Below are 23,500 nucleotides of genomic sequence, written 5' to 3'. Positions count from 1 at the left end.
GAAACCCTCTTTATCTTTTTGATATTGAGGGTTTTTTGTTTCTAGAAATTAATGTTCTCAAGTAAAAAGGTTTGCCATAATGGCTGACCAATTAGATGAACCTGTAATCTCTTTCACTCCAATGAAATAAATAACGTTATCTTTAAGGTACTTAAATTAAGCTACCGGTTTATGTCTTTAAAAAATTACTTTTTATTATTCGTTCTTTTTTCTACAATTCCTCTTTTTGCACAAACCACTTCCCTCAAGAACTCACCACCCTTGGAGGAGGCCGCCCCTAAAAATGTCAGTATGTCTTCAGAGCGTTTGGGGCTTATTGACTCTATGGCTATAGCAGCGATCAATCAAAACCAGGTGCCGGGGATGGTGGCACTTGTAGCCCGGGAAGGAAAAATCGTTTACTACAAAGCCTTTGGAAAGGGGGATGCACAAATCAGCAAACCACTTGAAAGAGATGCTATTTTTAGGATCGCTTCTCAAACGAAAGCAATTACGTCTACAGGCCTTATGATGCTCTGGGAACAGGGCAAATTTCAACTGGACGATCCCATTTCAAAATATATTCCTGAATTTGAGAATGCGCAAGTGCTGGATACCTTGTTGCCAGATGGTACGTATAAGACGATTCCGGCAGACAAGCCCATTACCATTAGAAATTTACTTACTCACACGTCTGGTATAGGATATGGCGAGATAGATGGTGATGCCCGTTTTAAAAAAATTTATCAGGAAGCAGGGATTACAGATCTTTTTACCACAAAATCAGTAAAAATTGGGGAAAATATAAAAAAATTAGCCCAACTCCCATTGCACCACAATCCGGGTGAGAAGTTTACTTATGGTGAAAGTATAGATGTGGTAGGTTATCTGATTGAGATTTTGTCAGGGATGCCCCTGGATGTTTATTTGCGTACGCACATTTTTGAACCCTTAGGTATGAGTGATACCTGGTTCTACCTTCCAAAAGAAAAACAGGAACGTCTTGTGGCAGTACAGACTTATAATGACAATACCTGGAAGAATTATAAGGGCGGTTTTTACGATGTTGACTATCCAAAAAAAGGCGATAACACGTTCTTTTCCGGGGGTGCTGGTTTATCGAGTACAGCGATTGACTACGCTACTTTTCTACAAATGTATCTCAATGGAGGTGAACTTAATGGAACGCGTTTACTCAGCCGCACAACGGTAGACGTGATTTTAAGCAATCAGATAGGTGATATTTGGGCAGGATCAGGATCGTATCATGGTTTGGCATTTAGCGTAGTGAATGCTAAGGGAACCGAAATGGGCGGGAAGGGCAGTCCCCGCACTTTTGAATGGGGCGGTTATTTCAACACCCAATATTTTGCAGATCCAGCCGAAAAATTGATCGGTATAATCATGAAGCAAACCCAGGATATTCCAAATGACCAGACCACCTGGAAATTCAGGCAGATCGTGCTTAGCGCTATTGATGACTAAATGCGCACTGTGGTGCTATAAGGTATATTCAGTACTTTAAATTACTCAATTGAAATCAAAATCATGAAAAACTACAACGTTACCTTTTTAATCTCTTTAGCGCTTTTTAGTTCTATCTCCCATTTGTGGAGTCAATCTGGAAATAGCAGCTTATCAGAATTTGGCATTTTTGAAAACCAGGCGAATATAGGTGATCCTGTTACAGATGGTATGGTTGCTTATGACACTAAAAACCAGACCTATACCATTTCTGGATCTGGAACGAATTTATGGGGTGAACAGGATGAATTCCAATATTTATATAAATCCATACAAGGAGACTTTATTCTCAGGGCGCAGGTTGAATTTTTGAATAAAACCGGCGATCCGCACCGAAAAATCGGGTGGAGTATTCGGGATAATTTAAGTGGAAACGCAAAACATGTTAGCGCCGTTGTACATGCTGATGGCCTTGCTTCCCTGCAATACCGTAAGGAAGCCGGCAGTGTTACCGGTGAGGTAAAGTCTACAGATTCTCTTCCCAATGTGATCCAACTGGAGCGTCGCGGCGACACCTATTATATGAGTACTGCGAAATGGGGCGAAGCATTTACAACAGTGGAAATTGGCAAAATAGGGCTCAGAAACGAGGTTTTTGTGGGGCTTTTTGTTTGTGCGCATGACGAAAATGCCATGGCTAAAGCCATATTTAACAACGTACGCATCATTAAACCTATGCCGCCGTCTAAAGTTGCCTATCAATACTACCTGGGCAGCAATATGGAAACAATGAATGTAGAAACAGGTCAGCGTAAAATCCTATTTCAATCAGCACATTCCCTTCAGGCGCCCAACTGGGTAAACGCTGATAGGGAGCTTGTTTATAACAGCAATGGGTTTTTGTACCGTTATAATTTTGAGACTAATACCGTGCATCAGATCAATACCGGTTTTGCCACAAATAACAACAACGATCATGTTTTTTCTTTTGATGAAAACCTAATAGGTATTAGTAACCATAATCCGAAAGACAATGAGGATTCTTCCATTTATTTAATGAACTCAAAAGGGGATTCACTTCCGCGAAAAATCACTAAGGATGGAGTAGGTAACTCTTATTTGCACAGTATCTCGCCAGATAAGAACACCTTGCTTTTTACCGGGTGGCGCAATGAAAAATATGATATCTATGCTATTGATGTCAAGAGTCAAAAAGAAACACAACTTACAGATACAAAGGGTCTGGATGACGGTTCAGAATATGCTCCAGATGGAAAACATATATATTTCAATTCTAACCGTACGGGAGCAATGCAGCTCTGGCGAATGAATAGCGATGGAAGCAGTCCCGAACAACTCACTTTTGATAAAAATTATAACGATTGGTTTCCACATATTTCTCCAGATGGAAAATGGATCGCCTTTCTATCGTTCTCAAAAGATGTTCCCTCAGGAGATCATCCTTTTTATAAGCACTGCACCCTGCGACTAATGCCCATAAGTGGCGGAACGCCAAACATCATTGCCTATATCTACGGTGGCCAGGGCACTATCAATGTACCTAGTTGGTCAAGCGACAGCAAACATATTGCCTTTGTAACCAATAGTGACTACTAGAAAACTGCCTAATTTGGCTTTAAAACAGGTGAAAAATGGTCTAAAATAGTCAGGTTTTAGACCATTTTTGTTCCCCTTCCGGGGGATAAGGGGATTAATTCAACTTATAATTCAGGTTTTTCTGTTTTAGCTGTGTCAGTAATTCATTACAGATTTTCACTTTCTTTTTACGGCTGGGCATTTGCAAGGACATTTTTTCCTTTGTATCAAATACATAAAAATACAGGTTTTGATCACCCCGGTGATTCAGTAAAATTTCGCGAAGCATATTGATTCGATCTTCCTGCACATCTTTGAGATCCAGGTTTATGGTAAGTTTTTTGCCAAAGGTTTCCATAGAATCCTGCAACTGCATAAAGTTGTTGAACTGAATACGGGGATCGCCTTTTTTGCCTGTATCCCTGTTGGTCCAGCCTTCTTTGATAAAAACACGAACGTGCACAAAACTATTGGGGATCAGGAAATGCCTGAATTTTAGATAATCCTCGCCAAACATTCGGAACTCAAAGGAGTCGCTAAAATCTTCAATAAAAAACGCGGCCCAGCCCTTTCCGTTTTTTGAAACGCGATGTTGCACTTCGGTAATTACACCTCCAAAGGTGACTTCCCGGTTCAGGGACTCGTTGAGGTTGTGAAAATCGCTCACTTTTCCGTTACAGAAATTTTCCATTTCAATTTTATAATCATCCAGTGGATGCCCCGAAATGTAAATACCTACCACTTCTTTTTCCCGTTTGAGTTTTTCCATGGTGCCCCACTCTTCGCAGGGAGGAACTACCGGCTCAGGGATTTGTACTTCGCTTGCATCGCCAAAAAGGCTAACCTGTGCCGAATTTTCATTCTCCTGATAACGGGCGCCGTATTTTACCGCTTTCTCAAGAAAAGTAATCCCGTCACCTTCATCTTTAAAATATTGCGCGCGGTGCGAGGTATTAAAACCATCAAAACCACCGGCAAGCGCAAGGCTTTCCAGGGCTTTTTTATTGGCCGCACGTAAGTCGATACGCTTGGCAAGATCAAAAACACTCTTATAAGGACCGTCTTTCCTATTATCCACTAAAGTCTGTACCGCATTTGTTCCCACGCCTTTTACGGCTCCCATACCAAAACGAACCGCGCCGCGGTCGTTTACGGTGAATTTCCTATACGATTCATTCACATCTGGACCCAGAACCTCGAGTCCCATACGGCGGCATTCTTCCATAAAAAAGGTAACCTGTTTGATGTCGCTCATGTTATTGCTCAATACCGCAGCCATATATTCGGCAGGATAGTGGGCCTTACAATAAGCGGTCTGGTAGGCAATCCATGCATAGCAGGTGGAATGTGATTTGTTAAAAGCATATGCGGCAAAAGCTTCCCAGTCTTTCCATATTTTTTCCAGAACTTCCTTGGGATGGCCGTTTTTCTCGCCTCCCAATAAAAACTGGGGTTTCATCTTATCAAGAACAGATAATATTTTTTTACCCATAGCCTTCCGCAGTACGTCGGCCTCACCTTTTGTAAAACCCGCGAGACTTTGTGAAAGCAGCATCACTTGCTCCTGGTACACGGTAATCCCATAGGTTTCCTCAAGATATTCCTGCATGATGGGAAGGTCGTATGCAATTTCCTCATCACCGTGCTTACGGGCAATAAAGCTGGGAATATATTCCATGGGTCCCGGGCGGTACAGGGCGTTCATCGCAATAAGATCTTCAAAAACGGTAGGTTTTAAGGCCTGCATGTGTTTTTGCATCCCCGGGGATTCATACTGAAAAATCCCTACCGTATCCCCGCGTTGAAAGAGCTCATATGTTTTCTCATCGTCAAGCGGAAAATTATCCGGGTCCAGATCAATACCGTGTTTATGCTTTACCAGTTTCACGGTATCTTTGATCAGCGTGAGCGTTTTTAGTCCTAAAAAGTCCATTTTTAGGAGTCCGGCTTCTTCTACCACGCTGTTATCAAACTGGGTCACATATAAATCAGAATCTTTAGCGGTGGAAACCGGTACAAAATTGGTAATATCGTCTGGCGTAATGATTACCCCACAGGCGTGAATACCCGTGTTACGTACAGAACCTTCCAGCTGACGCGCGCGTCGTAAAGTTTGTCCCTCCAGATCATCCCCTTCGGCGAGGTTGAGCAATTCATTGACTTTTATCAGGTCATCACTGCGGAATTTTTTCTTGAGATCACTATCGCTTTGTCCAAAAATCTTGTTGAGTTTGGACATCGTGGGGATCAGTTTTGCGATACGGTCTGCATCGCCCAGCGGAAGGTCAAGGACGCGTGCGGTATCCCGAATCGAACTTTTTGCAGCCATGGTTCCGTAGGTGATAATCTGGGCTACCTGATTGGCCCCGTATTTTTCGATCACATAATCCATGACGCGACTGCGGCCCTCGTCATCAAAATCAATATCAATATCTGGCATGCTCACACGATCCGGATTGAGGAAACGCTCAAAAAGCAGATCGTATTTAAGCGGATCAATATTGGTTATCCAGAGGCAATACGCTACCACGCTCCCGGCTGCAGAACCCCGACCGGGACCCACCGAAACGTCCATGTTTCGTGCTTCGCGTATAAAATCTTCCACGATGAGAAAATAACCGGGATAACCTGTATTTTCAATAACCGAAAGCTCAAAATCTACCCGTTCCCGTATCTTTTCATCCAGATCTTTACCATAACGTTTTTTTGCACCCAGGAACGTTATATGGCGTAAATAGGCATTTTCCCCTCGTTTCCCACCGTCTGTTTTGTCCTCGGCAACAATAAATTCTTCCGGAATGGTAAACGCGGGTAATAATACGTCCCTGGCAAGGTCAAAAGCTTCAATCTTTGCGACTACTTCCTGCACGTTGCTGATCGCTTCCGGCAGGTCTTTAAAGAGCGCCTTCATCTCTTCGGCGGTCTTAAAATAATATTGATCGTTGTCCAGGCCAAAGCGATATCCTCGACCACGGCCTTTAGGGGTAGCGACCTTTTCACCATCTTTTACGCAAAGTAAAACGTCATGAGCTTCGGCATCAGATTTTTCAATATAAAATGTGTTGTTTGTGGCAACCGTTTTGATATCATGTTTTTTAGAAAACTCCACCAGCGTGGAATTTACCCGGTTTTCATCCTCCTGGCCGTGGCGCATGAGTTCAATATAAAGATCATCAACAAAGGTCTTTTTCCACCATAAAAGTGCTTCTTCTGCCTGATTTTCACCTACGTTGAGGATTTTACCGGGCACTTCCCCATACAGGTTTCCTGTAAGGACGATAAGGTCTTCTTTGTACTTTTCAACAATCTTGCGATCTATACGCGGGATGTAATAAAACCCATCTGTATAGGCAAGCGATGACATTTTAGCGAGGTTGTGGTAACCGCGCTTGTTTTTTGCCAGGAAGACGATTTGGTAACCATTATCTTTTTGGCTTTTGTTTGTATGATCTTCACACACATTAAGTTCAACACCCACAATGGGCTTTATTGGTTTATCTGTAATGGGTTCGCCAGCTTCAATTAACGCAGCATTTTTCTTTTGAAGATCTTTATTGTAAGCGGTAATGGCCTTGACGAAATGAAAAGCGCCCATCATATTGCCCATATCGCTGATGCCCACTGCCGGCATCCTGTGTTTTTTTGCTGCATTTACCAGATCTGCAACACTTGAAGTGGATTGAAGGATAGAAAACTGCGAGTGGTTGTGCAGGTGCACAAAATCCACTTCTGCCATCTGCTCCACATTTACCCTGATCTCTGCCGAAGTAATATCAGAGCGCTCCGCTTTCTCCAGTTCCTTTCTGATTTTTGCAGAGGCCTTTTCCAGATTGATATGTTTGAGGCCTACAAGGTCTATAAGCTGTGGATTGGCTTCTGAAAATTCTTCAAAATATCCAGGCTCTACATCTAATTCTTCTTTAGTAAACACATGCCTGCGTACCAATTCCAGAAAACAGCGCGTGGTTGCCTCAACGTCTGCCGTTGCATTGTGCGCTTCAGAAAAGGGTGTGTTGAAAAGATATTCATGCAGTTCGGTAAGGGTGGGTAGCTTGAATTTTCCTCCGCGACCACCGGGAATTTCGCAAAGTTGGGCGGTTTTTTCGGTACAGGTATCCAGTACGGGCAGTTCCTGTAATTGGTTTTGTACATCGAGACGATGAAATTCTGCACCCATAATTTTGATGTCAAAACCTACGTTTTGACCTACGACAAACTTGGTTGTCTCAAGGGCATCCCTAAATTTGCCCAAAACCTCGGCCAGTGGAAAGCCATCGCGCCTGGCGAGCTCTGTTGAAATCCCATGAATACGCTCTGCATCATAAGGGATATCAAATCCATCTGGGCGAATGAGGTAATCCTGGTGATCTATCATATTCCCCATCCCATCATGCAACTGCCATGCAATCTGGATCGCGCGCGGCCAGTTGTCACCGTCAGTTATGGGGGCATTCCAGTTTTTGGGTAAGCCAGTGGTTTCGGTATCAAATATTAAATACATGCGTTTTTGCTTATTTTATTGCTTTTTTCATTGTTTTTGGCTGAATTATATGCTTAAAACAAGGAAATTGTATAGGTCGTAGTTTCAGGAAAATGACTTTAAAATTATGGATTATTACGACAGTTAAAAAGGAAAGTTTTTAAAAGTTATACCAGTCTTAAACACAAATGTTCCCGATCTAAAACAAAAAAAAGGTCAGACTTTTAAAAAGCCCAACCTTCCAAATCTCGATGAAAAGATTTTTTAAAATACGCCTATAAAGTGGTTGCCTGCTTCATTAAGCAATTTTGCACCTTTAGTAACATCGCCCGTTACGCTATTTAAAATGTAAATGTTACCATCTTTTCCCACAGGGGAGATGCTTACATATACATTATCACCGTCTACCGCAAACCCCTGGTACTGGAAAAAGTACATGTCTGGATCATAGGGAAGATCTACGCGTGTTGCTGTACGTGCATTAAGATCTACACGGGCAAGAAAGCTCTGTTGCTGACCCGTATTGAAATTTGACGCGCTCGCACCGTCATGGGTGTACATAACATAAGCGATACCATTCCCAACATATCTCCAGCTTTCAATGTATGAATTGGTAATACTTAGGGCATTATCAAGACTAAAGACATACGTGTTGTCGTACGTATTATCTGCATTGATTTTTAAGATATGAGATCCTTCAGAATCCCTTTGTGTAGCCTGATAAATACTGCCGTCATCGCCTAAAAAACTATTAAAACTACGATATCCACTGGTATCACCGTGACCCACTGTGGACGTTATGATTGTAGGGTTTTCTAGTGAGGGATAGTCAACAATTACAGATTTTGAACCTAATCTTTCATAAGGATTCGCATCGCGCTCTCCAGTTGCAGGGTCTGTTTTACCCATCCAGGTTCCTACAATAAGTTTATCTTTTGCAGCATTGAGAACAGGTGCATCCAATCTGAAAATGTAGTGACCCAGCAATTCTTCTTCTGGCTGTAAAGGGATTTCAAACGAATTGTTTTTAGAAATAAGTACATCTTCCATATCTATAGACACAAGCGTCGCTGTACCCCTGGTATATTCATAAGTATCGCCCTCATTGACTTGTGGGGAAGTTACACTTGCAGCAACACCTGTTTTATCACCGTCAAAAAGCTTTACCCATCGCGGGGACGTTCCTGCATATTGAGAAATATTTACCACTCCACCAGTGGGAACAAAATCTGCACCGCCTTCTACGTTATATTTAGAAAATTCACCGCCTATATCACCACCATAAGCGATATTGAACATAGTAGCTCCATCTACTGAAGATTGTAATCTCGCCGTACGCTGTGAACGTACCTGATAACCTTTGAAAACGTCAACTTCAAAATCAGGATTTTGTGCATCTTCTTTTGAAATGGAATATAGAATGGTCCCGCCATTGCCATTTCCCGGGTTTCATCCATAATTGCACCAGCTACCGTAAACCACCGGCTATCTTCTGTTGTGGGGTTTTCAGTTTCACCACCGGTCTGATCATCAATGGAGTCATCATTGCTACAACTTACTGAAAAGCCTAAAAGCCCTGCCAGCGCGGCATAAGTAAAAAATTTATTGAATCGATTTTTCATAGATCTAATTTTAGAAATTATTAAGTGTATAGTTTAGTTTGAGGTAAAAGGCCCTGCCCGGTTTCTGAACGGCAAAATTATCGTAGGCCTGTTTGTTGAATATATTCTTGATATCAAGGCTTGCTACTAGGTTCTTGTTCGGGAAAGCATAACTTACCCCTACATCTTGAATGAGTTGCGCGGGAACTTTAAACTGATCAATACCACTGACTTTCTGGGGCACCCAGATATTGTAAAATGAGTCTACATAACTAAGGTTATAAAATACGCTCAGGACGCTGTTGTCTTGAACAAAGTCTTCAAAATGATAGTTTACATTAGCATTTGAAGTCATAAAAGGTTCGCTGGGAATCTGCACGTCATAAAGGCTGAGTACTTCACCATTCATATCGTATTTTGTATTGTAACGGGTATCAAACTTTGAAAAATTGACAAGCACATTGAGATTATCCCTAAAAATATAGCTGAGTTCTGCATCAAAACCGATGGATTTTGTACGTCCCAAATTTTCAAAAGGGGCGGTTTGAATCGCATCATTGAGGTTGGTTTGGGTTTGTCTTACAATCTTATCCCGTGTATCGCGAATGAAACCAGAAGCACCTATTGAAAATTTGTGTTCCCCTATTTTGTAAAGACCGGCTTTAAAGCCCAGATTGAAATTATTGCTACGTTCTGCGTCTATTCCTGGATTTTCGACAATATTCTCGCCCACATCGCCAAAAACTTCATTTTCAGAGGGCAGGCGTACCGCTTTTTCCGCAGAGGTTAGAAGGACTAATGCAGGCATGGCTAAATATGAAACCGCAGTGCCATACCCCAGTGTACTGGTCTTATTGCTGAAATATTTTTCAACACGTACTGTTTCCCCATTTTGATTTTCGGCAATAGGATCCATTTTTTGGACATTTTGCTGGTAATATTTACCGAAAACAGTCGATTTGAACCTGTTTTCCAATAAGCGCATTTCATAGGTAAGCGCAGAAACATTCTTCCGCAGGTCGCGTGTCCCTATAAAATTGCGTTGCAGATCAGACTTGATCTCATCATCTTCCTCCCTGGCGATATCATAAAAAAGATGGTTGAAAATGAATTTGTGCTGTTCCGAAAGGCTATAGGCTATACCACTTCTAAAGGAGAAAATCTCCCTGTTTATATTTGCGATAGTAGGTTCACCCTGCTGCGCGCCCTGTGGGCGTAAAATAGGATCTCCGTCCAGATCACGGCTCAATTCGCCAAACCAGTTATAATTATATGGTACGGTATCGTTTACTGTTGTTTTACGCTTGCTGTAGATGCCCTGAAAGTTCACATCCAGGCCATCAACGATATTCGCTTTGTTATAGGTTAAGTTGAACACATCTGCATGCGCCTCAACAAACCTGCCTTTGTAAGGAATAGACATAAATGCACCATGCTGAATCTCATTGTAAGAATCTGAATTGGTATAGCCCACAGAAAAATTATCTGCCCATTTTACCTGATTATAACCCAGTTCTACAACACCTCCATACGAACGGAAAGCATCATTAAAGCGTTTTGCCCTGACATAATCGTAGCGACCATTCGGTAAAATATTGCGAACGAATTTTCCCCAGACTTCATAATCATTGTCAGAATAATTGTAAAAGCCAGAGGCACGTGTATAAAAACCTGAAGTTTTTGAATTGTAAGTAGCGTTAAAGTTGGCCTGGGTGGTGTTGAACGATCCATAAGACAGCGAGGCGCTCAGATTGTTGGACCGGTTTTTCTTCATGATAATATTAATGGCACCGCCCAGCGCATCATCTGCAAGTTCACCGGGAACAACACCTTTGTAAACCTCTATACGTTCAATCATCGCAGGGTTGATACTGTTGAGGTCAAAGGAAGAACCATAAGTGGAAATAGGAATTCCGTCTATAAACATCTTGATCGAATTTCCAGATAGTCCATTTAAATTATAATCTACCGAAGAGCCCATGCCCCCATTTTGCCGCACTTTTACTCCCACCGATCGGTTAAGCAGTTCATTAGTCTGTAAGTTTTGATAGGAAGCTGCTTCGGTTTCTATAACATTTACGGCAAATCCTTTTTTTTCAATTTCAGACTTGATGGATTCAATTTGAATAACCACATCGCCGAGTTCATAATCAGAAAGATCATTGATGAGAATATCAAAGTTGACATGATCATCGGTCACGATTACCTGTTGATATTCTATATAGTCGTCTTTATTTATTTGGACTACATAAGTTCCGGAACTCATATCTTTATGAATATAAGTACCAGAAGCATTTGAGAATGTGCTCTTCTTCAAACCAGATTTAGATACTATGATTTCCGCACCAGTTACCACATAGCCATTCTGGTCTTTTACAATGCCCTGAATATCATACTGCGCATGAGCTATCCCAGAAATTAAAATTAGAAATAAGAGTATTATTCGCGGCATTAAATGAATTTTAGGCAAAAATAACCTTATTTAGACTAAATACAAATAGATATGTGAAATTATTTATAATTAATTTAAATAGCCAGATAATAGGTTTGATAAAGAAGGACTTAATCAGTAACAATCCAGTTTTACCTGATCTTTTTCTTCGTAGTAGGATAGGGCAGGTTTATTGGCTTTTTGCAATAGTTGCTCTACAGTTGATAGTACATCGCGCTGCATGGCTAATGATCCACAAAGCATGAGCGTGCCACCCTTTTCAAACGTAGTTATCAATCTTTCTTGATTTTGTAAAACCAGGTCCTGAACATAAGTTTTGTTACCTTCTCGGGAATAGCATTTTTCAAAGGTCAGGTTTTTGTTAGTTGCGAGGTGTTTTTCCAGAAGTGTTCTATAAAGTTCTGAAGACGATTTTGTACGGGTTCCCCAGAGTAATATACTATTTCGATTTTTCCGGCTGCTAAGCATTCCTAAAAAAGGGGCGATTCCCGTACCGTTTGCAACCATAAATACCGGGGAGTTATTTTTTGGTAAATGGAAATGTATATTCTGCTGAATGCTAGCTTTTAATTTGTCACCCTTCCATAAACTGCTCAGATAAGGCGAACAAATTCCCTGTTCGTGCTTTTTGACGCTGAGCACTATATTTTTGTCCACTTTAGCGATAGAATATTGCCTTGCAAGCTGCTGTCCTGGCGGAACAATCGCAAGCAAATCCCCAGATTGATATTTGGCTTTCTTTTTCGGCTTTAGCCAAAGCAGAAAAGTGTCATCCACATTAAGTTCACTACGGCGTATTACTTCGAAGTGTCGTTGTTTTTCGACCTTTTTTGCTGTTTTTTGATGCTTAATCTGCAAAGGGATGCCAAGCACATCAGCCAGCGCGTGAACCCAGGATTGAAAGCTTTCAGCAGATTGCTCATTGATTTTATGCAGTTTCAAACATTGCTTAAAGGAAGGCTGCTGTTGCAATAAATAGTCAATGTCAACGGCAAATTTACAATAGTCGGGATATTGGGTAGAACCAAAGCCCAAAACGGCAAAATCTACCTGATTTTGGGCGATTTTAGGTAATAATTGGGTGAATTTTCGGGCATTTGTGGTAGCATCGCCTTTACCGTATGTAGCGGTAAGTATAAATATTTTTTTGGCATTTTTAAATGTGGTATATGCATTGAGCGGTGCCAGAAAAGTCTTTTTGCCACAAGCGCTCAGTGCGTTGTAAAGTTGGTGCGCAAAGGTAAAAGTGGTTCCCATTTCTGAACCCACCAGAATGATATATTCACAATCTTCTTTAGGCGGCATTTTTTTTATGGAAAAGCCCTTTTTTCGATTTTTCAGACTGATCGCAAAACCAGAATACATAAAGAATAAAATGGATAAACTACTGAGCAAAAGTATTACCGACCATAAAACACTTCCCGTACCGGTATGGGTAAGCAAGCTAAAGCGGGTAGCTAAGGTCACAAATGGGTAATCTCTACGGCTTATTACTGCCCCTGTTTGCTGATTTACCTCAATTTCCTGATCTTCCAGGGCAATGTTGTAATATTCTTCGGGATCTGTAGAAAATGGGAAATCCACTTTACGTACATCGGCAAGTTTGAGTTCCTGAAACAGCGGAATATCCGAAATATGATCATAAATCACCTTAAAATCAGGTGATTTTATCTGTGTTTTGACTGTTTTTGTATCGGGAAGCAGGGAGAATTTTTCCGCGGAAAGATAAACGCCTGTGGTAGCGATAATAATAATGGGCAGGATAAACCACCGGCTCAAAATGACATGGTAGCGCTGGGCAAAATTGCGATCCCTTACTTTAGAAAAGAATTGTTTGAACCCACCTTGCCGCTGTGCCAGCAATAAAATACCGGAAATGGCGATCAGGCAAAGCAATAAAGAGACCAGACCAACAAAAAAGCGGCCCAATCCTTTTAAAAATAGCGATCTATGTAGGGTAGTGGCAAACTGGTAAATGGAAGAGCGCGGCGCAACTTTGCCCAGGGATTCTCCCGTAAGCGGATCTATGTAAAGATCCAGACTTTCAAAATTTGCATTTAAAACCGAAGTTTTTACAAATCCTGAGGGTTCAACTTCTAAGGTGAAAACCTCTTCGTAGTTTTCCTTTAATATCCTTAGCGTTTGAGCCAGCGGAACCTCTTCTAAATTACTGGCAGCATACCCCTTGGCCTGATGAGCAATGGGCTCTACCGCAAGAATGGCTCCGGTAAGGGTTGCGATCAATAAAAAAAGGGAAGAGGTGAGAGCCAGGATAAAATGGCTATACCGCCATAGCGAACGCGTCATGGGCAAGGTTTATTGAGCAAGCATGCGCACGTAGCGAATAAAGCCTTTACCTTCTTTTTTGCTTTTTAAATTCTCAGAGGTGAGTTCAAACTGAAGGTCATCTTTATAATACTTTTTGTCTTCCACAGATGTTTCAAAGCGTAGTTGATAGCCTTTGTCAATTTTATCTACCGGAATTTGAAGAACACTTACACTACGCTCACCACCGCTAACGGTCGCGCCGGAAATCCCATCGATATTAGAACTTTCCTTAGAATAAAACTGCCACCATTCGGTGATTTCGCTGTACCACTCATCATCAGTTCCCTGTACATAAAGTGTTTCTTCATATTCGCCTTCTGGATTTAAGAGGGAAACGACCATATAAGCACCTTCACCCTCATAATTAGTCATCTGGATGAGACATTTTACGGTTTTCTTATCGGCCGCAGTGAAGCCTACGATTAAAAAACCGACAAGTAAAAGCACTGGAACTATTCTATATAACTTTTTCATAAATTGAACTTTCTTAATTTAAAAACTTTATGGCAACCCCGTTTTCCTTTAACAATTCATTTTCGCTTGCCAGATCGTAAGCACTTTCTTCAAAAGATGTTTTTACATTTTTATCTGCGCCCTGAGCGATAAGATATTTCAAAACCTCATCATTTTGAGCTTTCATTGCTGCGATATGCAATGCGGTTAATCCTTCATCATTTATCGCGTTGATAGGGATGTTCCATGAAGCAACTTCTTTGAGGAGGTCAGGATTATTCGTTTTTGCCGCAATATGTAAAGCGGTATTTCCTTCGTTTTGGACTGTATTTAATGCGATTTTATGCTTTTTTAGGAGGTCCAGCTTGGCATTAAAAGCGTCTTTATTTCTGGGGCTATAACCATCAACAAGATAATAGGCGAGCGAGTTATTGTTATTGTCCTTTTGATCGTTTGGCTTTTTTTGTTTCTCTAAAAAGAAATCTACAACTTCTGGGCTGTTATTCTGTAATGCCAGCATCAAGGGAGTTTGCGCCTGCTCATTGGTAGCCTCTGGATTTTTAGAATGAGTATAAAGAAAATTTACAATATCCAACTTGTTTCTTGAGGCCGCGTTGAGCAAAGGTGTATTTCCTTCTGCATTCGCTTGATCAACATCAAGACCTTTCTCCAGAAAAAAGTTCAGAACGTCCATGTCTTTTGAACGATAGGCCAAACTGTGCAAGGCAGTCTCACCTTTTTTTGTGACTACTGCTGGATCAAGTCCCAAGGCATTAAGATATTCAAAAAGGTCAAGGGAATTAGTATGCCCACGGCTACCCTGTGCCGCAAATAGAAAAGCATTTTCACCTTCTTTATTTAATGTTTTGTAATCATAATCTCTATCAACAAGACTTTGCAGGAATGAAATATTGCCTTTACGGGCAGCATAATTAAAGATCCCGTTACCGCTATCATCTTTTTCTTTTGGGTTGATGCCTTTAGTGATAAAATAATCCATATCCTTTGCTGTTTCCATATTTGGGGAAAGCAAGAGAAGTAAATTGGCTCCATGATCTGTTTTTTCATTAGCCAGAACGACACCGTATTCTTCAAAAAGATCATAGATTTCAGGATTGGTCTGCCCTCCATTCGCGGCAAACGCAACGGGAGTGTAGCCATGGCTATCTGTTACATCAAGCTTTGCACCTTTTTCAAGAAGCTGTTTCATAATCTCAGGGCGGTTTGCATAAGCGGCCCAGAAAATATAGGTACGGCTATCATGTGTTTTTTTATTAACATCGTTGCCTTCAAATGATAATAAATAGCTAATGACATCACTACTCGCTCCGCCTAGGGTTGCTAAAACCGCAGGATCAAAAGCATTACTTGCAAATTGGGCAGGATCATTCCCAGCCGCAATCTGTTCTTTTACGATGGTGAGGTCTGGATTTTTTTCCCAGAATGAACGTTCCAATAAAATATTTTCCTCCTGCGAAAAGGCTGTTGAAATAGTTAGGAGTATTAGTAAAATCAAAGCTTTTTTCATATCTCATTTCATAAAAACGGATCAAATTACCATAGATCAGTTTTAAGTTTATATATTAATTTAATGTTTGGGGATTTTCGTCAAATCCTATTCGGCAACCAACTTTTAAATGTATTCTACAAAACTAGTAATATTTATTTAGAATTAATAAAAATAAAAAATTTTGTTTTATTTCATAGAAAAGCCACGTTCATGGAACGTGGCTTTTAAAAAATGTAACCCTATCTAATTTTAAATTTAGATGTGAAATCGATTAGCTATTATCAGCTGCGATTTCTAAAGCTTGTGCTTTTGTTAGCGCTTCCTGAACAAGATTTCTTTGTTTAATCAATAATTCTGAAGTAGAAGGGGGAACTTCTTTATCATTAATAATTTCATCGTAATCTTCAATAGCAGCTTTCTCACCACGTATGGCTTCTTCTAAAATAGCTTCTTCTTTATCTGAACTAAAAGCCGACTTTAAGTCCATCCAAGCGCGGTGCAAGTCACCCTTAATGCTAGTACCTTTATCAGGTTCCTGCCCATAACTGCTCAATTCCGCTTTAATGGCATGGCCAAAGTCGTAACGATCCTTCGCCCTCGATTCAAAATAACTTTTCAAGGTTGGGTTTTTGACGTCTTCAGCTGCTTTTTTATAACCAGCCTCAGCATCGTAATTCTTTTCTAGTAATGTATTTAGTTTTTTACCTATTTCTTCTGAATAATTCATAATTCGTTTTTTTTGGTTTCTATTATAAAGTTAACGGAGACAGGCGTTACAAAAATCTTAATTGATAGTTTTTAACGAATAGAATCCGTTTTATATAGATTTCCTTCACAAAAAACCCTTAGCATAGGAGAAAGCTAAGGGTTTTTATAGTTTGATGTATGAATTTATCTAATCATTAGTATCAAATGCCTTGTTGATTCTCGCAATCAGATCTTCATAATGATAGGTGGTCAAAGCATCCCCACTTCTCGATTTTCGTTTGTATAGATCTATTGCCAGCCGTTGCAATTCACCACGCATTAGCGCTACGACATCAGATTTCAAAAGATTTTCACCATCTTCAGTTTCTGCTTTCTGCAGTATTTCAGCGGCAGCATCTATATAGGAGCGCTGTAAGTTGCGGCGATAAGCGTCTACAGGTTTGCCCGAATATAGTTCGCTATAAACTCCCTTGCGCACATCATCTAACATGGAAAGGGGCGCGTATGCGGAATTCCCGTTGCGCTGTTCATTTTCACTCATTCGGGAGATTCTATCCGCATCAAGCAGATAATTCATGGCGCGTGTTTGTAAGTTCTGTACACGCTCTATAGCTCCATCTGCTTCTATACGGTTCAGGATATTCTCATCAAGCAACCATTCTGGGGTGGTAAATGCGTTTTCATTGAGAAAGGCAATTGCTTTTTGTTGCATTGCTTTAGGGACCGGGTTATAAACAACGCCCTCCTGATTAGAAGTTTTTAAGGTTTCATAAACTCCTCCCACATTGGCAATGACATGATAAATATAACCTCTCCATAAACTGGTAAGTTCGCTGTAGACTTCATCAAGTTCCGCATAATCAGCGCCTTCTTTTGCTGTCCATTCCACCAGATTGGGAACTACTTTTTTAAGATTTGCCAGTCCATACGCACTTGCTTTTACCTGGTCGCGACCCAGGCTTTCCCGTTGTGATTGCGGGTCTACTCCATCACGACCACTACCGAATTCATATATAGGATCGCCCGCTTTCACAAGAATCCACTGGTCTAATGTGCTTTTTTCCGCTTTAGCGGAATTTGCTTCTGGCAGATAACGGTAGCCCCAATTAATGGCATACAGGTCATAAGGACCCATCATGCGTATATAGCGCACACCTTCATCACCGGGCTGCGCCACATAATTTACGCGTGCGTAATCCATTATACTTGGCGTTAAGCCATATTTATTAGTAAAATTGGCATCTCGAAGGGAATCTGTGGGATAAGCCGAACTTGCTTTCATATTGTGTGGCATTCCCAGGGCATGTCCCACTTCATGGGCGATCACCATACGCATCATTTCGCCTATTTCCGCCTCTGGCGTATTCAGCGTACGCGCATTGGGATTTTGTGCTCCAGCTTCGATCATAAAACGGTTACGGTACGAGCGTAAATGGTTATGGTACCAGATGATATCACTTTCAATAATTTCACCGGTACGCGGGTCGCTTACTGAAGGTCCCACCGCGTTCCTGGTTGTGCTGGCAATGTAACGCACCACAGAATAACGCGCATCTTCCGGACTAAATTCCGGGTCTTCTTCTTTTGTGGGGGGATCTTTAGCAATGATCGCATTTTTAAAACCCGCTTCCTCAAAAGCCACGTTCCAGTCTTCTATACCCTTTTTAAAATACGGTCTCCATTTTTCTGGCGTACCCGGATCAAGATAATAAACGATGGGTTTTACAGGTTCTACAAGTTCGCCACGTTTATAAGCTTCCATATCCTTTGGTACCAGTCGCCAGCGGCGAATGATCTCATAATCATCAGACTTTAGTTCGTCAGAATTGTAATCGTATTTTTTAGTCGTAAACCAGCCCACGCGATCGTCTGCTATTCGCGGTTGCATTTTATCTTTTGGCAATAGGATCATTGACTGGTTCATGAGCAAAGAGATCGTACCGGCCTGGTCATTTTCGGGTGGTTCTTCAGCCTCGTAAGTAGCCACATGCTGTACTTCTATATTCTTCGGAAATGATTTTACAGATTCTATAAACGATCTGCTTTTATCTAATTTCTTTACTTTGTACTGCTTTTTTAAGCGAGGGGAAATCCCGCTCAATGCCTGAATATCTTCTTCAAAGAGCCCATTAACCTCAATCACCACAGCGGTAGAGTCCTTAGAATAGGCTACGATTTTTGAACTGAAAAGTATCGGAAAGAAATTGTTTGCCTCTACGCTATAGTTAATGGGCGATTCTGGATCACTTTGATTTTCAAAGCTCACCACTTTCATATCCACCTGCTTATCCCGTTTAGACCAGCGCACTACCTGCTCATTTACCTTTGAACCAGCATTAACATAACCGCCGCCAAAGTTATTGGGAACCTTGGCAATCCTACTTACCAGCAGCATATCTACCCCAAAAAGAGAATCTGGGATCTCATAATACAACTTCTCATCCACGCGATGGGTTTTGAAAAGGCCATCATCTGTAATGGCCTTTGCGGTGATTACCTTATCGTAATATTTAATACCATTCGGTAGTTTTTGTTCGTTTTCACCTGTTTTTGATGCAGAAACAGCTTCTTTTTGAGTAGAACAGCCTACGACGAAAAGGAGCACAGGAATGATGGAGAATAGTTTTTTCAGCATTTTAGGAAGTAAATATTTTATTAAAGGCATAATTTAAGGATTTCTTTGTCTATGCCTTCTAGAGAAGGAAACTTTTTATAAAGCGATCTCGATAAATGCTCCTGCGTCGCACACTCGATCTGACATTCTTGTCATTGCGAGTTTTTTAGTTGAAAACGCAAGTGGAAGCCAGAAACCCGCGAGAAACAGCTCTAGAATTGCTAATAATGATCACGAATCTTTAGCAGTATTTTTTCCATCCCTTCCTTTAGCGTAGCTGAAGGCACGATATAATTGCTGTTCATAAAACTGAAAAGCAGCATTTTTCCGCTTTTGGTTTTTATAAATCCGCTTAGGCTGTGATTATTGCTCATACTACCGGTTTTAGCGTAGAGATAGGGAATAGCACCGCTGTAATTTTCTAAACTCCCTTCTTTTCCGCTAACGGGTAAAAATTGGATCACTTTCTCCACCGGCATTTTTTCGGTGATCAGCTCCAGGACCTTGATCATGTTGCGCGGGGTTTGCAGGTTGTAACGCGACAGGCCAGAACCGTCCACCCAGATAGGTTTATCTGGTAATTGTTTAAAGGCATTTTCCTTCATATAGTCAATGGCGATGCCGGTTTTGAGCGTATCAGTAAGTACGCCGGCAGCAAGTAATAAAATCTGTTCTGCAAGAAAATTATCACTTACCATCAGCATCTGTTTATAGAGGCTATCTGTAGGAATACTATAAAGCGTTTTTTCGATTCCATTGAATGGGCGGTATTTTGAAATTAAACCAACTTCCTTTTTAAGCGTGTCTTCCAGGACTTCAACAAAAAGTTCTGGGGAATATTTAAGGGGAACTTCCTGCCGGAAAGAGGTATCACGAACCATATTTTGATAAAAAACGGTGTTTTCGTTCAATTTTCGGCTTAAACGGGATGTTTTTTGAAGGTTTAAGGAGTCCAGAACTAGGTTTTTCTTATAATATTTGGGATAGGCTTCCGGGACTTCTTGCGAGTCGTTCTGGGTGAATGTTGCGCGATTTGCATAAATAGGATAGGCCGCACGCTCTACGCTGTAATAATAATCATAGTCATCCCAGGCCCAGCCTGGGCCAAAATGGGTTTCCGTATAACTGGGCACTTCATAGAAAAGACATTCCCTGCGATACCGTAAAAAATCCAATATGTTAGAAGAAGGGAGATCAGTATTAAGTAGCGAGGGATCCCCCGTCCCACTAAAAATAAGGCTATCGCCAGAAACATGATATTTCAACGCAGGTACCGAATCCCCTAAAATGGATAATCCAGTATAAAAAGTGAGCAGTTTTGTATTTGATGCCGGCGTAAAATATTTATCGGCATTGTGGGTGTAAAGCATTCTTTTTTCCACAGGATCATAGAGCGCAAGCCCGGCAAAACCCTGCTCAAAACAAAGCGAATCCATAAATGTGCCTGTGATTTCCTTATGTAGCTTACCATGTGTACCACAAGAAATCAGCATAAATAGGGTAATTAGTACACCTACAAACCCAAAAACTGTCTTCATATTTTAAAAATAGCTAATAATTGGATGTAGTTATGTATATCTGTGGGCATTCCTAAAAATATTTTGATTCCAAATAAAACAAATTTAGGCATAGGGTCAAAATCAATCTTATGCTCTGGACATGAATCTCGCGTTAGGGATTGCAGTGACTCTGCTAGCCCCCTATCGGGAGGAAGCCTTTTTGCGAGGCACGAGCAAAAAGATTGCAACGCAAAGCCCGACCCGCAGGGAAACGCCCTAAAACTTCTATATCATTACATAAATCGTCCTATTTAAACCCAATTTTTCGCTCCTAAGTAACTATTTAAAATGCTTTGAAAACAGATTCTGTGTTAGGGATTGAAGTAACTCTGCCAGCCCTACCGGTAGGAAGCCTTTTTGTGATGCACGAGCAAAAAGATTGCAATAAAGCCTTACCCGCAGGGAAACGCTTTAAACCAACAAATGGATCAAAATATCATTTAAAGGAACTTATAGAAAACAAAAAACCCCCACCAAAATTATTGGAGGGGGTTATCATTCAGTTTATTTCTTTCCCGTCTTTATCTGTAAAGCGGTACTCGAGATACGTGTAAGCATCTCTGGGCATGATTTTTACCCATTTTTTATATTCTAAAAACCATTTAGAACGTACAGAAGGAAAGCCTTTTGTCAAGAAGGCCGCTATAAAAGGATGCGTGTGCAGTGTGATCTTTTTATAGTCTTTTTTATTTTTAAAAATTCTGATAAGGTCTGTATGAATTCGGTTTACCACGCCTATTGGGGCTTCGATCTCACCATCACCGTTAGGATCTACCTCCCGGGTCTTGATGTTCATCTCTGGCCTTACCCGCTGCCTGGTAATCTGGATCAAACCAAATTTACTGGGCGGTAGTATTTTATGCTTGGCGCGGTCATCGCTCATTTCCTTTTTAAGAAGGTTGAAGAGCTTTTTACGATTTTCAGACTTGCCCATATCAATAAAGTCGATCACGATAATGCCGCCCATGTCTCGTAAACGGAGCTGGCGTGCAATCTCGGCCGCGGCGATCATATTGACCTCAAGTGCCGTTTCTTCCTGGCTTTTTGCCTTATTGGAACGGTTACCACTGTTCACGTCAATGACGTGCAGCGCTTCGGTATGCTCTACAACGAGGTAGGCACCGCGACTCATGGTCACGGTTTTACCAAAGGAGGTTTTGATCTGTCGCTCGATCCCAAATTTTTCATAAATGGGGACACTGTTTTGATAGAGCTTTACAATGTTTTCTTTTTCAGGAGCAATTTCCTGTAAATATTCCTTGAGTTGATGGTAGAGTGTCTCGTCATCCACGCATATTCCGCTAAAGGAATCATTGAATAGATCCCTAAGGATGGAGGAGGCCCTGTTCATCTCGCCCAGTACTTTACTGGGTAGGCTGGCATTTTGCAGTTTTTTGCACATTACATTCCAGCGGTCCACAAGATTCTGTAGGTCCCTGTCCAGTTCTGCAACCAGCTTGCCTTCTGCGACGGTACGTACAATCACCCCAAAACCTTTGGGGCGTATGCTCATAACCAGACGCTTAAGACGTGTTTTTTCCTCTTTGGATTCTATTTTTTGAGAAATGGAAACCCTATCTGAGAAAGGTACCAGAACAACATATCTGCCTGCTATGGAAAGTTCACTGCTTATCCGCGGGCCTTTTGTAGATATGGGTTCTTTTACAACTTGTACCAGCAAGGGCTGGTTAGACTTGACAGCATCGGCAATCTTTCCGTTTTTGTCTATGTCTTTTTCCTTATTGAAATTCTTTAAGGAGTATTCTTTTAATTTACCTGTGCTTACACGTTTTACAAACTGCAATAAGGTGGGAAGTTGTGGCCCAAGGTCATGATAATGCAAAAAAGCATCTTTCTCATAGCCTACATTGACAAATGCGGCATTAAGTCCTTGAACCGTTTTGCGTATTTTAGCAACAAAAATATCGCCTACGTTAAACTGGTTATCATCTTCATCCTTATGCAATTCTATTAGTTTACCATCTTTTAAAAGGGCAAAATCAACTGAAGTGGAACTAGATCTAATGATTAATTCATTATTCACGCTTCATTAAATTATATCCATGTCTGCGCAGGTGCGCACACACAAATGGATTAAACATTTTATTTTATCACAGGATTTACCGGTAAGAAAGGCAGTGATCACATATCACAAGCCTGTTCTAGATGTCAATGAACGATCCCCATTGCGTAATGGGGAGATAAAAGAAAAAGTAGTTTAAAACTACTTTTTCTTTTTGTGACGGTTAGCTCTACGTCGTTTTTTACGTTTGTGTGTCGCTACCTTATGTCTTTTTCTTTTTTTACCGCTTGGCATAAAAATTTAGATTTAAAATTAATATTTATTTGTTTTCTACAGCCACATTGGATTTCACACCTTCTACAAAAACCTTGGCAGGTTTGAAAGCGGGAATGTTATGTGCTGGTATTTTAATGGTTGTGTTTTTAGAGATGTTACGACCTGTTTTCTCAGCGCGTGTTTTGATTATAAAGCTGCCAAAACCTCTAAGATAGACATTATCTCCACTTTCCAATGAGTTTTTTACTTCACTCATAAATGTTTCGATAGTTGCCTGAACATCATTTTTCTCTATTCCTAGCTTTTCAGAGATTTTCCCAACTATATCTGCTTTAGTCATTATAAATTAATTTAGGGGGGTTAAAATTTTTAAGGGTGCAAAGATAACAATTTATCTGATTATATTTAACACCTAATTGATTTAAATATAACTACATAAACGGCTAAATTCGCAAAA

12 protein-coding genes and 1 pseudogene are annotated in these 23,500 nt (G+C 40.8%); 2 read left to right on the top strand and 11 right to left on the bottom strand.

Going from position 1 to position 23,500, the window contains the following annotated elements; genetic code table 11:
- The first annotated feature begins 171 nt into the window (after nt 1-171).
- Together P162_RS07405 and P162_RS07400 are read left to right on the top strand one after the other, a co-directional pair.
- Complete coding sequence (locus P162_RS07405; protein WP_031426637.1) at nt 172-1,464, top strand: serine hydrolase domain-containing protein; 1,293 nt, start codon at nt 172-174, stop codon at nt 1,462-1,464.
- Nucleotides 1,465-1,527: 63 nt separating this feature from the next.
- Entirely contained in the window at nt 1,528-3,060 is a 1,533-nt protein-coding gene (locus P162_RS07400; protein ID WP_031426636.1) for a TolB family protein, read from the top strand.
- Between the two features lie 94 nt (nt 3,061-3,154).
- Here the strand turns inward: P162_RS07400 and dnaE are convergent, their stop codons facing one another.
- The 11 genes and pseudogenes from dnaE to P162_RS07345 form a co-directional block, all read right to left on the bottom strand.
- A complete protein-coding gene (dnaE, locus tag P162_RS07395) occupies nt 3,155-7,540 on the bottom strand; it encodes a DNA polymerase III subunit alpha (RefSeq protein WP_031426635.1) in 4,386 nt (1,461 codons plus the stop codon).
- A 243-nt stretch (nt 7,541-7,783) separates the two neighbouring features.
- A pseudogene (locus P162_RS07390) lies at nt 7,784-9,141 on the bottom strand (hypothetical protein).
- A 10-nt stretch (nt 9,142-9,151) separates the two neighbouring features.
- Nucleotides 9,152-11,572 carry a TonB-dependent receptor gene (locus P162_RS07385; RefSeq protein ID WP_031426633.1) on the bottom strand — a complete coding sequence of 807 codons (2,421 nt, stop codon included), beginning with the start codon at nt 11,570-11,572 and terminating at the stop codon, nt 9,152-9,154.
- Nucleotides 11,573-11,686: 114 nt separating this feature from the next.
- Entirely contained in the window at nt 11,687-13,879 is a 2,193-nt protein-coding gene (locus P162_RS07380; RefSeq protein WP_031426631.1) for a PepSY domain-containing protein, read from the bottom strand.
- 9 nt (nt 13,880-13,888) lie between these two features.
- Nucleotides 13,889-14,374, bottom strand: a complete 486-nt coding sequence (locus P162_RS07375; RefSeq protein ID WP_031426629.1) for a DUF2271 domain-containing protein — start codon at nt 14,372-14,374, stop codon at nt 13,889-13,891.
- Between the two features lie 13 nt (nt 14,375-14,387).
- A complete protein-coding gene (locus P162_RS07370) occupies nt 14,388-15,881 on the bottom strand; it encodes an ankyrin repeat domain-containing protein (RefSeq protein ID WP_031426628.1) in 1,494 nt (497 codons plus the stop codon).
- A 253-nt stretch (nt 15,882-16,134) separates the two neighbouring features.
- Nucleotides 16,135-16,590, bottom strand: coding sequence for a ferritin-like domain-containing protein (locus tag P162_RS07365; RefSeq protein WP_031426627.1), 456 nt, complete (start codon nt 16,588-16,590; stop codon nt 16,135-16,137).
- Between the two features lie 168 nt (nt 16,591-16,758).
- Nucleotides 16,759-19,206, bottom strand: a complete 2,448-nt coding sequence (locus P162_RS07360) for a zinc-dependent metalloprotease (RefSeq protein ID WP_031426626.1) — start codon at nt 19,204-19,206, stop codon at nt 16,759-16,761.
- Nucleotides 19,207-19,406: 200 nt separating this feature from the next.
- Complete coding sequence (locus tag P162_RS07355) at nt 19,407-20,723, bottom strand: D-alanyl-D-alanine carboxypeptidase (protein WP_031426625.1); 1,317 nt, start codon at nt 20,721-20,723, stop codon at nt 19,407-19,409.
- 520 nt (nt 20,724-21,243) lie between these two features.
- The gene (locus P162_RS07350; protein ID WP_031426624.1) at nt 21,244-22,788 is read right to left on the bottom strand and encodes a ribonuclease E/G; all 1,545 of its coding nucleotides are present in this window, start codon (nt 22,786-22,788) and stop codon (nt 21,244-21,246) included.
- A gap of 298 nt (nt 22,789-23,086) precedes the next feature.
- Nucleotides 23,087-23,383, bottom strand: a complete 297-nt coding sequence (locus P162_RS07345; RefSeq protein WP_031426623.1) for an HU family DNA-binding protein — start codon at nt 23,381-23,383, stop codon at nt 23,087-23,089.
- Nucleotides 23,384-23,500 lie beyond the last annotated feature (117 nt).

The sequence above is a fragment of the Flavimarina sp. Hel_I_48 genome, assembly GCF_000733945.1.
Lineage (GTDB): Bacteria > Bacteroidota > Bacteroidia > Flavobacteriales > Flavobacteriaceae > Leeuwenhoekiella.
This window is presented reverse-complemented; position numbering and strand designations above follow the sequence as displayed.